Source organism: Bradyrhizobium sp. UFLA05-108 (assembly GCF_059803455.1).
Window position 1 is genome coordinate 68534 of sequence record NZ_JBANAZ010000030.1, and the last position, 13256, is coordinate 81789.

Sequence of the window (13256 nt, forward strand, 5' to 3'; positions counted from 1 at the left end):
TCTGCGGGAGGATTCTGGCCGTTGGTGCCTCGTCGGGTCAAGGCATCAGCGGCTCAACGAGCCGTTGGCGGCATCGCGTCTGGCGCAAGGCGATCCCTGGCCGTCGGGCTACTGCTCGCCATTGCGATTTAGAACCGATACCGCGACCTCGGCGTTCTGCCTGTTCGGAGACGGCGGACGTGGAATAACCGGTGATGTCCGGGCGATCAGCTCAAGCGAGAATGCACTTTGAACCCATCTTCAGTGGGCTCGGTCGCGCCCGTGGGATACATACTCGGCGGCCGTTTCGACCTGGTGGAGGTGATCGGCGTCGGCGGCATCAGCACCGTTTATCGCGCGACAGATCGGATTGGTCTGTGGGCGCGCGAACCAAACCCCGAGGTGGCAGTGAAGGTTATCCGACCGCATCCGAGGATGCGCCAGGAATTGATCGGGCTGCTGCATCGCGAGGCGCGTCTTTTGCGTATGGTCGTGCACCGGAATTTGGTGCGTATTTATGATTCCGATTACGACGGCAAGTACCATTACCTAGTCATGGAGTTTCTTAAGGGCCGGTCGCTGGCGCAGATCCTGATTGAAAATCAGGGACGTCCGCTCTCACCCGCTGTTTCCCTTCGTATCATCCGCGCTGCGGGGCAGGGGCTCGCCCATATACACCGTTTCGGACTTGTCCATGGCGACCTGAAACCGGGCAACATCTTTATGACGTCAGACGGCGCAATCAAGATTCTGGACTTTGGGGCTGTGCTGACGCTTGAGGCTGCGCCGCTAACCGAAAGGGGTGCGGAGCCACCCGATCAGATCGCTCTCATGACCCCGGCCTATGCTTCGCCGGAGATGCTGATGGGTGAGCCGCGCGCGGAAAGCGATGATGTCTATTCTCTCGCTGTGGTCGCCTATCTGGTCTTGACCGGCATGCATCCATATGCGCATCGGCCGGCCGATGAGGCGCTCTACGATAATCTGACACCGGCACCGCCTTCGACCATTTCCACAGCGCAATGGCGGGCACTCGCCTCCGGTCTTGCCCTGAACCGCCGTGACCGCATCCAGACGGTCAGTGAGTTTGTTCAGAGTCTCACCCGACCGCCTTGGTTTTACCGCTTGTGGGGCGGTGCTCGCCATGCGGCTGTCGTAAAGCGTGTAAGGAAATAAGATACTATTTGAACATTCCCATGCTTGGGAATTGCGGCACACGCTTGCCGTTACGTTAGTTCGCTCCGGGGCAACTGAGAAAAGCTGCTTGGCTCTGCGGACGTTTTCGACGTGGTATGGTACCGATGACCGACTACAATCTCAGCATGAGTCTGGACATTCTCAGTCAGCCAGAGCTCAAGCTCGACGTGCAAGGCTTCGAAGGCACAGAGTGCATTTCCCTGCCGTTCAGCTACTTGGTTTATGCCACGTCATCGAGCGATGCTGATATCGGCTCAATGATTGGTGAACGCGCCAGGCTGACGGTCAAAACCGCATGCGGGCGATGGATTGCATCGGGCCTCTGCGCCCAGGTAGAAGAACTGGACCCGACGGTAACTGACCTGCGGGTGCTTCAGTTTGTTCTACGCCCGCGCTTCTCGGTTACCGAACTATCCATAACGAGCCGCGTTTATGGCCCTGGCCAACCAGTCAGCGTGGATGACATCGTCAAAGAAGAGCTGAACAGGGCAGCCATTAGCATTCCGGCCGAGTACAATCTGGATAGCTATCCAAAGCGAAATTATGTCGCGCAGTACAATGAAAGTGATTTCAATTTCATCTCGCGTCTTTGCGAACGGAACGGAATTTTCTATTTTTTCAAACAGGAAGACGACGGTGAGACAGTTGTCTTTGGCGACAAGAACCTGGCATTTCCCAAGATCAAATTCGGTAGCGGCGCGGCTATCCTCTATTCGCACCAACGCGACCGCAGCGCGTCGCGCCGCGTCGACGAAAGCGCAGTTCTGTCTTTCCGGCAACGCTGCGTTCTCTCGACAAAGACGATCGGGCTCCGCGATTACAACGAAACGGTGCCGTCCGTCATATCCGCCGATAAAGAGGTCGGACAAGGCAATGGTTATTTGGGAAAAGCCGAACGGTTCGGCGGACATTTTGCTTCCGAAGGAGAAGCGATCACGCTCGCCAAGATCCGTGCGGAGCAAATCGGCGCCAGTCAGACGATGTACATCGCCCATAGCGATGCGCCGCAGCTTCGCGCAGGGGCCATTTTCGAACTCCAGGGCCATCCACGGTTCGATGGCGAATATCTCGTCGTCGCCGCGGATCACTCGGCCTATAGGCCGGCTCCGACCGGGTTCAACGCCTTGCCCCGGAACAGGCGGGCCTACTACAACATGGTCCACTGTATCCGGTCGGACGTACCTTACCGTCCTGTCGCGATGACGCCTGTGCCACCGGGCGTCGGCCTCTACAGTGCCAGGATCGACGGAGAAGCATGGAACGAGCGGGCGGAAATCGACGAACAGGGCCGCTACAAGCTGCAATTTACGTTCGCCGACGAAGCAGCGCCAAAAGGACGTGGTAGCGACTACGTGAGGAAGCTCGAGCCTTATGTTGGCCCGAGTGAAACCGGGCTCCATTTTCCCCTGGTCGCCGGGACGGAAGTTTTGGTTGGCTACATGAACGGCGATATTGACCGGCCGGTGGTGGTCGGCGCGGTGCACAATCCCGACATGAAGGGCGTAGTGACCTCCGAAACGCACCTGTTCAATCGCATCAAGTCGCAATCTGGTGCCTTTTTCGAGATCTACGATGGGCCTGCCTGAGTTGCTCAACTCCTAGCGCTTTATGACCGTCTGGCGACCCGCGACCCGCGAGATCGACCCGTTGGTGGAAGCGGTCGCCAATGCAGCGCGCGCAACCATCCTGCCAACACCGATGATTAACGTGCCGCCGCCATCGTCCGATGGCATACGTTCGCTATCGCTTCGCGACGGACGTGAATTACGTCTGCGGCTATCTACGCAGCATCTGGAACAGCGACAACGCGGCCCTCGTACCGTGGTCGTCTACACAATATCTGGCAATGCCGTCGTTGACAATCGCATCGGCTACCGAGTGTCGGGGCAGGCTGTGCTCGACCTTGCCACACGTGCGTTTCTGGACGTCGAGTGCCAGCTGGAGTCAGTAGGCGGCTCTGTTATGCCGTGAAAGATCGCTGGACTTGCGCAGACGACTTCCCTTGACGGGGCTGTGCGCGGACATCTGCCAGCGTTGTTTGACCCATCATATCCAGTCCGGCGGTTAAAACGATCCCTTTGCCGACGCCGTTTGGCACGGATGTTGCGATGTGCGCCATATCAGCTCGGTCGGGAGCATGCCAGACATTGGAGACGAAAAGTGTCGCTTGAGGCTTATATAACGATCAAAGGCAAGAAGCAGGGCGACATCTCCCAAGATGCGTCCAAGCCGGATAGCATCGGGCAGGTTGCCAAGAGCGACTCCGACAACCAGTCAAAGATCACCGTTGTTGCGTTCAGCAGTGGAATCATTGTTCCGCGCGATATGACGAGCGGTGTCGCCACCGGCACGCGCAATCATCAGCCGGTGGTCTTTACCAAGTTTTTCGATCGCGCCTCGCCGCTGCTCTGGCAGGCACTGGCAACCAACGAGGTGCTTGAAGAGGTCGTGTGCGAGTTCTACCGCGCCGATCCAGCGGGGATGCCGAAGCCGCAAAACTTCTTCAAAACGACCTGGAAGGACGCGACCTTGATCGAAGGCAAGGCCTTTGTGCCACTGACGATCAACCCGCAGAATAACTTCTTCCAGAACATGGAGGATTGGTCGTTCACCTACAAAGAAGTGAAATGGGAGCACATTCCCGGCAGTACGACAGGCGAAGACAAGTGGTGAACGGCTTCAGCCCAGCGCCGCTCTGCGGCGGTGATAGCTGTCCCAGCTCGGCTTCGGGCTCCGCCCTTTTGGGGGCGCCTTGCCCGTGCCAGGGCTGAGGACGGTAAAAGACGAGCGGCGACGGTTGCGGTCGAGCTCAAGTTGTTGGTCGCGCGACCTTAACGTTTGTAGCCAGGGGTAGCGTCGCTTCGGGGCTTTTGCGTTTCGTGCGGCAAGTGATTTCGAACTGGTCGTGCAGCACGCATGGCAAGCCTCGACGGGCGATTTCATCAATGCCGACGAACACGCCTCGTTCGTTTACGGCCATCTGCATTCTCTTCAATCCAGACTGACCGGTTTTGATTGAGGTTAGCTCAGTTCCGTTTTCGGCAGTTGATGCGGCTAGCGCCGAACTGAAACTGTTCGCGCGCGAACGACAGCTGACCGTGTGCTGCTTCTGACGTTGTGCAAGGCATGTCGGAGTTAGAACACCGGAGACCGGTTGTCGGGTGCGAACCTTCAAGCTTGAGAATTTGCGTTGATTCCGTTGGCGCGGCGCTTGCCTTTGAGATCTCCAACAGGGGTAGGGTGCGGAGTACATTCTGGCTCGGAGATGAACTATGACGGATAGTCCGCCACACAAAAAGCAAAGGCATGGCTCGCAAGACAGGCCCTCTGACCAACATGAGACGCTCGACTTCGACATCGACGAGGCACTTATTTCCCGCTTCGAAACGGAAGCCAAAAGGAGTGACCTCACCGGGAATTACGTGCGATGGACGGCAAACGCGGCGAGGTTTAGCGGATGGCTTCGCAAGTCCGGAAGGCCGCCAATGGCCAATTGGCTTAACCAACTGAATGCCGATGTGCAGGCCTATACAAGGGAGCTACGACTTTTTGAGGAGGAGGTCCTTACGCTCGAAAGAGCGCTGACGCGCCTTCGAGAGGTCGTTGCTGGAACACCGATGGGTCGCCGCACCGCCAAGTCCGGCGATCATCTCAAAGCAAAGTGTGCCGAGGACGAGAGCCTTATTTCGTACTTGAGGAGGAGGGCACCCTCGCCTCTGCAGCCGACCACTGTCAGCGATTACGCGTCGGTTCTTCGCGGGTTCAGTGATTGGCTCCAAGAGCGCAAAATGGAGCCAATGGCTGGCCGCCTTCACGACGATGCGTTGACGCAGGATGTGAAAGAGTACAGGGCTTATGCCCCCAAGATTATGTCCGCGTTGAGGTATCTTCGAGAGGCATACCGCGAACGCGAGGACCCGAGCGCCGGGGCACGCACTCAGCAGCACGTCACTACGGCGTCGTATGCGCCCGCGACGTCAGAGCCGCGTGAGGATTGTCAAGGTGCGCCTGTGGCGGATGTCTTTGGGCCATTGTCGGCTGCGAGGCCTGGGGAGTCGGCCTCCGGGTACGGCGGTTCGGCGGTGCCCCGTGTGTCGCCCGAGGTCGCGGTGTCGCCAGAGGCCTTCGTCTTGAGGGAGGAGGACTATGAACTGGTGAGGCCATTTCTGGAAAGCATGGCAACCCCTTCACAGCATGGCGTATCGCCGGAATCTGGCGGACGCGTTGATGTTGCGGTGCCGCCGTGGCCTCCCCCCGCCGGACCATCGTCATCTGCCGCTGCTTCGGAGGCGTCCTCGAGCTTCGGCGGTCGCCGGCTAGTTGAGGATTTCGGACATATCGTCGGTTTGGGCTGGCAGCACGGTACCCAAACGGCCCCGGGCGTGCTGATCCGCGCACTTGATAGAGACAGGCTCCTGCCGAGGCCATTCCAGCCGACAAATTTCTGCATCCACGGTCTGCCCAATACCGCGCACTGGGCAGGAAGACGCGAGGTGGTGACACCAACTAATCCGCTAGGTATTGAAATTATTCTGATTCCGCAGCCTGAACACCACGGATCAGTGCAGGAGCGCCTCGAACCGGTCCCGCGATCTGTGGGAGCGGCATCGTCCGCAGCTAGGGCATCGTCTTCCGCGCACGGCGGTTTGGCAGCGCAGCACGACCTGCCAGACTTCGGATACGCCGTTGCGTTGGATTTTCAGGATGGTGACCAACTCGTTCCCGATGGTCTCTATACTGAACTGCGCCAATGGCAACTCGTGCCGAACGATTCTGCGTCAACGACAAGGCTTGCCATCAGGGGCCAGCTCTACACAGCGCAGTGGATTGGCGACGACCTATATCTTCTCCATCACCCCCGTCTCTGAGCAGCGCAACTGGCGGCAATCTATGGGTTCGCGAGTTCAGCGTTGACAGGCTCTGCAGCCCGGTTAGCTGAAGGGCCTGGCCGCCCTGCCAATGGACTTTCGGCGGGTCTCTGACGGCGCAAAGAGTCTCAAGCCGAAGGAGCTATCCCGTATTTATAAACAGACTCGAGATTGCCTGGACGCTGGCCGGGTCGAATAATCCAAACGTGCTAGGTGCCAACGCCGGATGCCAACTCCTCAAGCAAAGCATTGCGACTTGAGTCCACTACCAGCCATGGCAGTTGATGGAGAGATGCACACGTGGCAACCGTGGTCGGCACACCGGCACGAAAGCCAAATTCAACACCGGCTCAGAAAGAATGAAAATTCCCGCTGAGCAGGTCGCCCTCATTGCGCTGATTTCGTCGCGTCCTCTTTCCCGTTCCACCCGGACAGCCTGACTCGAGCCCATCGCTGATCACCAAGGGGAACTGATGTCTAGGATTTTGGCTGTTGGGACGGCGTTACCGCCATTTCGCCTCTCGCAGAGCGAGGCCAAGAGACTAGCTGGCCGACACTTCCGATCTAAGACCGATACGCTGGGAAAATATCTCACAGTCTTCGATCATACGCTTGTCGATGAGCGGTTCGTGTGCGTCACGCCCGAATGGTTTCTGAGCGAGCATCGCATAGGTGATACAAACGAAGCATATCTGGCGTGGGCCAAAGAGCTCGCATGTGAAGCGACCGCTCGCTGTCTCGAACGTGCAGACGTAAAGCCAGAAGAGGTCGATCGGATCGTATTCGTTTCTACGACAGGGATAGCAACCCCTAGCATCGACGTGGATCTGATCTCAAAATTGGGTTTGCGAAGAGATGTGAAACGGACGCCGGTCTTTGGCCTGGGATGTGCGGGTGGGGCATCGGGAATCGGTTTGGCAGGAGCAATTTGTCGGGCAACAAAGGAACGTATTCTAGTCGTTACGGTAGAGCTGACGTCGCTGACGTTTCAGCCGAATGATCTCACCCCTAAGAACGTAGTCGCTACGAGCCTTTTTGGTGATGGCGCTGCCACGCTTCTCGTCGCCCCAGCTGAAAGCTGTGCAGGCAAATTGGAAATCGTCAAAAGCAGCAGTCTGCTTTACCCTGACTCGACTTCTCAAATGGGCTGGCAGTTCGGCGATTCTGGATTTGAGATCGTCGTCTCAGAGCGGATACCATCAACGGTGCGGGAACTGATGCCGCATGCGCTGGCATCGTTGCTAGCGGAGGATAAAATTCATCTTAGTCAGGTGAAGAGCTTGGTCTTCCATCCGGGCGGAAGAAAAATATTGGAGGTTTTCGAGCAAGCCCTTGGGAGGCCATCCAAGGACTTCTTTTCCAGCTACGAAACTCTTCGACGTTATGGAAACATGTCCAGCGCAACTGTATTGTTCGTGCTAGACTACGTGCTTGGGCACGAGCCCCAGGCTTCAGGATCGTACGGGATCTTGGCTGCGTTCGGACCAGGATTCTCGGCTGAAATGTCGCTGTTGAAATGGACATAAGCGACGGTGTTACGCGCCAATCGGATCAGCCTTTTAAGTGCGGAGCGCAAGCGCTGAATCAGAGCTTTCAGCGCGTTTTGCCTTGAGCCGGAAATCATTGCGCTCCGTGCCTAGTCCGGAACCATCGTGTCAACTGCACAGCGAAAGTTGTTAACTTGATTATTTCCGCCACCATGCAGCTTGTCCGCGCGATCCTACTTTCAATCGCGCCTCCCCCACACGACCTGTGCGTATCATGACGAATGACGGGGCGGCCTCCAACACAACGAGTGGAGAGAGGCGTTTGTAGGCTCGTCTGGCTAGGCAACTACAAGAATTCGCAGGTGACGGAAAGTCGGCTACGCAGCTTATCTCGAACATCGACGGGAGCGGAACATGTTACACCGACCGCATGAACGGCCCTTTGACGTGCGGGACCGGCGGATAATGGTTTCGTTGGGTCCGCTGACTCAACGTCGATATTGTGTCTATCGGTGCCCGTTTTGCTATGTCGAGGCCGGCTTCCTGAAGTACGCTGCCCTGAAGATCCCCGAGATCATCGAATGGATCAAGTCGGTTCGTGAGCCGTACGATATTATCTACATAAGCGGCGACACCGATTCGTTTTGCCCTCCGCGAGCGGAGATGGGACTAGCTTTGCTTCGAGCTCTTCTCCAATTCGGCGTCGATCTCCTCTTTACGACCCGGGCTTCCTTCAATGAGGACCATCTGCGCGAACTAAAAGACATAAGTGACCGCTGCAGATCGAAAGGCCGGCGAGTCTTCGGCTACGTGAGTGTTGCACAGCTTCATCATCCGCATCTTGAACCGCGTCCTATCCCATCTCCATATGAACGGATTGCGCAATTGGGCCGCTTCAAAGCCAACGGACTTATTAGCGTACTGGCTCTGCGCCCATTTCTTCCAAACGTACCGGTCGAGGAGTACCTCGAGATAGTCAAGCTCGTGCAAACACGTGCGGACATTGTTGTTGGAGAAGTCTGGTACGCGGACCAAGCCGGGAAGCTGGATAAACGCGTGTTCCGGGACGCGTCTGCAAACTATCCCTTCACACTGAAAAAGATGGACTTTGACGAAAACGAAAAGGTTTGGAAGGTGTTTGAAGCTAAAGAGGTTGAAGCGAGCGTGTCACAATTGTGCGCCGACCTGAACCTTCCATTCTTCATGCGCAGTAGGCCGGCGATCGAATGGGCTCGCCGCAGTCTCGCGAAATAGTTTTCCTAGTTGGGCAACTTGGTAGGTTATGGAAGACAGTTGCTTTATTTCTTGCTTGCCAGTTGTCGTGCAGGAAGAGCACTGCTTTGCCCGCCTTCGAAACAGCGGCAAAGATAGCCCGCTTGTCGGCCTAGAGCGTATTCAGCCTATGCGCCTGTACCGCGCATGGCCGGCACACAGCTCGGCGCTCAAACCGTAACCGGCGGTCACCATTTGTGTCTTGTAGACAGCAATCCGCAAACGCGTAACTCCGACCTGAGAGCCGACGCGACAGTCTGGTCCGGCAGAAGGCTCGCTAACGGGCTCTCACTCATCACTGCCGAGATTGGCGCCAGGTAACGACCGGCGCTTTTGCTGAGTGCCAGCTAATCACGCGCTCGCTCAGCAGAAGGAGGTCAAGTTAAAGACATTCGCTTTGGAGTGCGGATCCGGCAGCTAGAGCACGATGGGGAAAAATGTGGCGTGGTTTTTTGAAAAGATCATGCTCAAACAGTAACCGAAAGCGCGAAGACGATTCCTCCTAATCTCATCGCGCTTTAGATTAGGTGCGAGGTTGGGGCAGTTCGAAAGCAGGCGATCGTGTGGGCTCAAACCCAGACGTTAGATTCTCGGGCATCCGCGCAAGCCGTTCAATCGATGGCGGCCGCGTGCAGTAGCGCGGCGAGCCGGCGCCGACCTTCGTCGATCGCTCCCGACCAATTCCCGAGCCCTTCCTGCATAACGACTTCGAACGATGGGTACCAGAGCGGCTTTCCGTTGTCCTGGGCCCAGTACCAAGGATAGCCGTTTGGCACGAAGACGACGCCGGGAATCCCGAGCGCCCCCGCAATATGCACCGCGAAGCTGTCGGGGCCGACCACCGCGTCGAGATTAGCGATCGCTGCGATTAATTCGGCTGGGCTGTCAACGTGCGCACCAGCATCGATGGGGCCACACCATCGCTTCATGTCGTGCCGTTGCGCGTCGGTCATCAAACTGACCGGCGTGATTGGGGCGGGGAGCGTAGCGGCGATCTGTTCCATGGATAGACCGAGAACACCACCGTCCCAGACGATGCCGACCAACGGTCGTGCAAATTCGGCCAGAGCGTTGCGCCATTTGGCAAAAAGCTGTGAATCCGGTCGCAGATAAGGGATGTCATCGGCAATGTTGCGAGCGTCGATCGGAAGTATACGCAATAAGGATTGAAGCGGGGTGGTGGAGAGCCCAGACTTTGGCTCCTCTGAAATGACCTGCCCAGCTAGGCTAGCAAGAATTGCCTGATAATGTGGCTCCGCGACGACCCGTACAACTTGCTGGCTCGCCAGCCGACGCAACAGGCGAACGAGCGCCACGAATTCGAGTACGCACGTTGTCGGCGGCACAAAGACCGGCGAAGCAAGAGGCAAGGCGATCGGCTCGGTCGTCGGGAAACGACCGAGCGTCAGTTCAAGGGTCGTCTTCAGGCACCTTGCCGTTTCATCGTCTGGGCGCGTGCACGCGACGTGGCTGGCAAGCGTGAGGGCGTCGCCAAACCGGCCGACAAGCTGCAGGGTGCGCGCCAGAACAAGCGCGGCGGAAAGATCGGATTTGCGGCTGCGTGCAAACTGCGTGAGCTCTTTAATGCCCCGATCCACCTCACCGTTGGCGATCGTAGCACGGGCCAGGATTTCGCGTGCGCCAAGATGCGTCGGCGCATAGGCAAGCAACTTCCGGCAAGCGACCTCCGCTTGCGGCCAGAGTCCGGCCGCGGCCCGGCAATAGGCCAGATGCAGAAGCCCGGCCGTATCGAGCGGGGCCCGTAAATGCGCGCGTTCCGCAAGACTCAGCGCTTCGTCGAAGCGGCTCCGTTCAAGCAAGAGTACCGACAAGTTGCGCAGCGTATCGGGATCGTCCGGGGAAAGTTCCAGGGCACGAAGAAAGGCAGTCTCGGCCGACGCGCAGTCACGCAAGGCGAGATCGATGGCACCAAGTTGCAGGAAGGCCCGCGCATTGGCGGGATCGCGCTTTAGAGTCGCCTGCGTGATCACGCGCGCTTGCGCAATGTCGCCTCGGCACAGCAGAGCATGAGCGAGGGCGAGCTTGATGTCTTCGTTGTACGGGACGAGCGCCGCCGCGCGTTCCAGACAGATCACTGCCTCGTCGAAGCGGCCGAGCAATTCATGAGCGGTGCCGAGATTAGTAACGAGCCCAGCGTGCTCAGGATAGAGAGTTGCCGCTTCCGCCAGCATCTCGAACGCAAGCTCGATCCGCCGACGCGCGAGCGCCAGTGTTGCCTTTGCATTGAGCACATCCGGATCGTTCGTTATGATACTGACATCGTTCAGCAGCGCCTCCGCATCATCGAGACGGTTGGCGGCAATGAACTCCTGCGCCGTTCTAAGGCGGTCTTGCCCAGTCGGAGCCGGAAAGCTACTGGTCAGCATGCTCGCTATGCGACCGTCACCCGTTTGCCGTCGAGGCGGAGATCCTCGGTCACGGCAATGACCTTGCTGTGCGCCGTCTCGGAGGCAATGCCGGTCACCTTAACTGCCCGGGTTTCGGTCTGCAGCGAGTCGATACGGTCGATGATGGCGATCCGTTCGCCTGCCTTTACCGTAAGCGAATCGGCGCTCGCTTCCTGGATGCGTGTCACGCTGCGGAAGCGATCCGCAATCAAACTAAAGAGCCTGCCAATCCAGGTGGCCTTGTCCGCAAGCACGGCAAACAGTTCAGTCTGCAGATCGATAGTGTCGGCGCGCAGGGACATTCGCTGACGCCCGGCGAAAGCGATGGTGTTGCCCTCGATCGATATATTGCCTCCAGAAGGCAAAGCAATGGTTCCGCAACTTGACGTCCTCCGCTCGAGCACGGCCAGAACGAAGACTTGCCCCGCATCGCTGAAAACCAACACGAGGTCCTGAGTAATCGGCCGAACCAGGCAGCCGAAAGCCACCGTCGCCGTATGACGGGCGCCGGCGACTTCCACCTCCGAGGCTACGCCATTTTCATCGACTGCCACGACGCGGGCAGTGTGATGGCCCGAGCCAAGCAGGCGCTCGGTCGTCGCCAAGAGGTCAGCGTTTGCGGAGCGGAAGGCCATTGTCATTTTCCAACTCCTGCTGGCTACAGGTACAACATCGTACGCCAGTTTTGAGTCTTATACCGGCCGGTCGCGCTCTCGACATCGCACACTCTGTTGACAACCTGGTGCTCATCGGAGCTCAATTCGCTACGTTGCACTTGTGCGTCTGCGACCTGCACGCGCGTTTCGCACCACGTGCCGTCGAGCTTGACCTTTTTCACGTCAGCATCGTCCACCACCTTGAGATAGGTCTCCTTGACGTAACGGATGTCAGAATCAGTGACCTGCACGTTGTATCCACCGATGATCCTGGTCACATTTCCAGTGACTTTGTTGAATTCTTTGCCGACCGTGAGCGTATTTGCAAAGAGGAATCTGATCGAGCAGTTGCCGCCACGGCTGATTGAAAGGTTGTAGCCATGCCGGATTGAGATCGCGGCGCCGAGGAACCCTGCTACGCTGAGGCCCATAGCCGCGGTAACGCACGCGCCCGCCACGCAGGTGACTTTGGCGCCCCCGTAGAGTTCCATAGCCGAGCCGCGCGTGATCCGTTTCGAGTTGCCATGAGTGATCTCCGAGGAGTCGCCCTTGGCGGTCTGCTTGTAATGCAACGCGGTCATGCTGATGTCGCCTGCGCTGCCGTCGCCACCGGCGCTGATCGATACGTCGTTCTGCGCCGAGATGTCATAGTTGCCGTTTGAGACCGTATATTTGGCGTCGCCGTTCCTGACCTCGGTCGTGTGGCCGCGACCTATTTTCATGAGTGCAGCGCCATCAGCGGTTACTTGGAAGTCCTTCTTGGTGAAGGCAAGTATACCAGCGTGGTCGGTTTCGTGTGTGGTTGAAGTTTTGTCGCTAGTCGTGGTTAGATCGGTGACAATCTCCTCCTCGCCGACCGAATATGCGCCGAGGCGCAGATAGCTCGAGCTCGTCAGGGGAGAGTTTGGTGTTTCGGGGACGAAAAATCGGGCGTAGGCATCCGGCATAGTGGCTCCTCCATTATTCGGCTATCTGCGCTTTAGCGCAGCGCCATGAATCGTGTTTGGGACGGGGATATCGACAGTCCGAATGTGTTTGGGTTGGAACCATTCTGCTTGGTTGGCATCGCCATCTTGGTTGCCGGCGGGCCACCGATAAACAAGTTAGTAGATCCCGTCATGGCGCGGCCTGGACCCATGACGGTGCCGGACATGACGCCGAGGGCCACACCCGCGTTGTCGCCCGTGGATGACGCTCGCACCGTCGTCATGTTATGCGCCGGCATACACATGAGCAGGCAACGAGATTGGGTGGGCACGCCCAACGTGTTCAGATTGATATTTGGATAGGGGCTCGGCGAGACGGCGGGACCGACCGGTGTGTTGCATACGTCAGGAAAGCCGAGATCTTGCGCTGACATCGGACCGTTGGCATTGACGAAGGACATGG

At 57.9% G+C, this 13256-nt stretch carries 10 protein-coding genes; 6 read left to right on the top strand and 4 right to left on the bottom strand.

Annotated elements, in window-relative coordinates; translation table 11 throughout:
• Nucleotides 1-228 precede the first annotated feature (228 nt).
• From SO140_RS22360 to SO140_RS22385, 6 genes are all read left to right on the top strand, one after another.
• On the top strand, nt 229-1155 hold the full coding sequence (locus tag SO140_RS22360) for a serine/threonine-protein kinase (protein WP_498543138.1): 927 nt from the start codon (nt 229-231) through the stop codon (nt 1153-1155).
• 125 nt (nt 1156-1280) lie between these two features.
• On the top strand, nt 1281-2762 hold the full coding sequence (locus tag SO140_RS22365) for a type VI secretion system Vgr family protein (protein ID WP_498543139.1): 1482 nt from the start codon (nt 1281-1283) through the stop codon (nt 2760-2762).
• Nucleotides 2763-3336: 574 nt separating this feature from the next.
• Nucleotides 3337-3849 (top strand): Hcp family type VI secretion system effector, encoded by a 513-nt coding sequence (locus SO140_RS22370; RefSeq protein WP_449380408.1) that lies wholly within the window; start codon nt 3337-3339, stop codon nt 3847-3849.
• Nucleotides 3850-4448: 599 nt separating this feature from the next.
• Nucleotides 4449-6044 carry a hypothetical protein gene (locus SO140_RS22375; RefSeq protein WP_498543140.1) on the top strand — a complete coding sequence of 532 codons (1596 nt, stop codon included), beginning with the start codon at nt 4449-4451 and terminating at the stop codon, nt 6042-6044.
• A gap of 473 nt (nt 6045-6517) precedes the next feature.
• Nucleotides 6518-7570 (top strand): type III polyketide synthase, encoded by a 1053-nt coding sequence (locus SO140_RS22380; RefSeq protein ID WP_498543141.1) that lies wholly within the window; start codon nt 6518-6520, stop codon nt 7568-7570.
• A gap of 375 nt (nt 7571-7945) precedes the next feature.
• Nucleotides 7946-8785 carry a radical SAM family protein gene (locus tag SO140_RS22385; protein WP_498543142.1) on the top strand — a complete coding sequence of 280 codons (840 nt, stop codon included), beginning with the start codon at nt 7946-7948 and terminating at the stop codon, nt 8783-8785.
• 629 nt (nt 8786-9414) lie between these two features.
• On the opposite strand, the gene SO140_RS22390 is transcribed toward SO140_RS22385, so the two are convergent.
• The 4 genes from SO140_RS22390 to SO140_RS22405 are packed head-to-tail and all read right to left on the bottom strand — an operon-like array spanning nt 9415 to nt 13254.
• Nucleotides 9415-11190, bottom strand: a complete 1776-nt coding sequence (locus SO140_RS22390) for a tetratricopeptide repeat protein (RefSeq protein WP_498543143.1) — start codon at nt 11188-11190, stop codon at nt 9415-9417.
• Between the two features lie 5 nt (nt 11191-11195).
• The gene (locus SO140_RS22395) at nt 11196-11852 is read right to left on the bottom strand and encodes a DUF3540 domain-containing protein (protein WP_498543144.1); all 657 of its coding nucleotides are present in this window, start codon (nt 11850-11852) and stop codon (nt 11196-11198) included.
• Nucleotides 11853-11869: 17 nt separating this feature from the next.
• Nucleotides 11870-12814 carry a hypothetical protein gene (locus SO140_RS22400; RefSeq protein ID WP_498543145.1) on the bottom strand — a complete coding sequence of 315 codons (945 nt, stop codon included), beginning with the start codon at nt 12812-12814 and terminating at the stop codon, nt 11870-11872.
• A 32-nt stretch (nt 12815-12846) separates the two neighbouring features.
• Nucleotides 12847-13254: a DUF4150 domain-containing protein gene (locus tag SO140_RS22405; protein ID WP_498543146.1), complete on the bottom strand. Its 408-nt coding sequence runs from the start codon at nt 13252-13254 to the stop codon at nt 12847-12849.
• Nucleotides 13255-13256 lie beyond the last annotated feature (2 nt).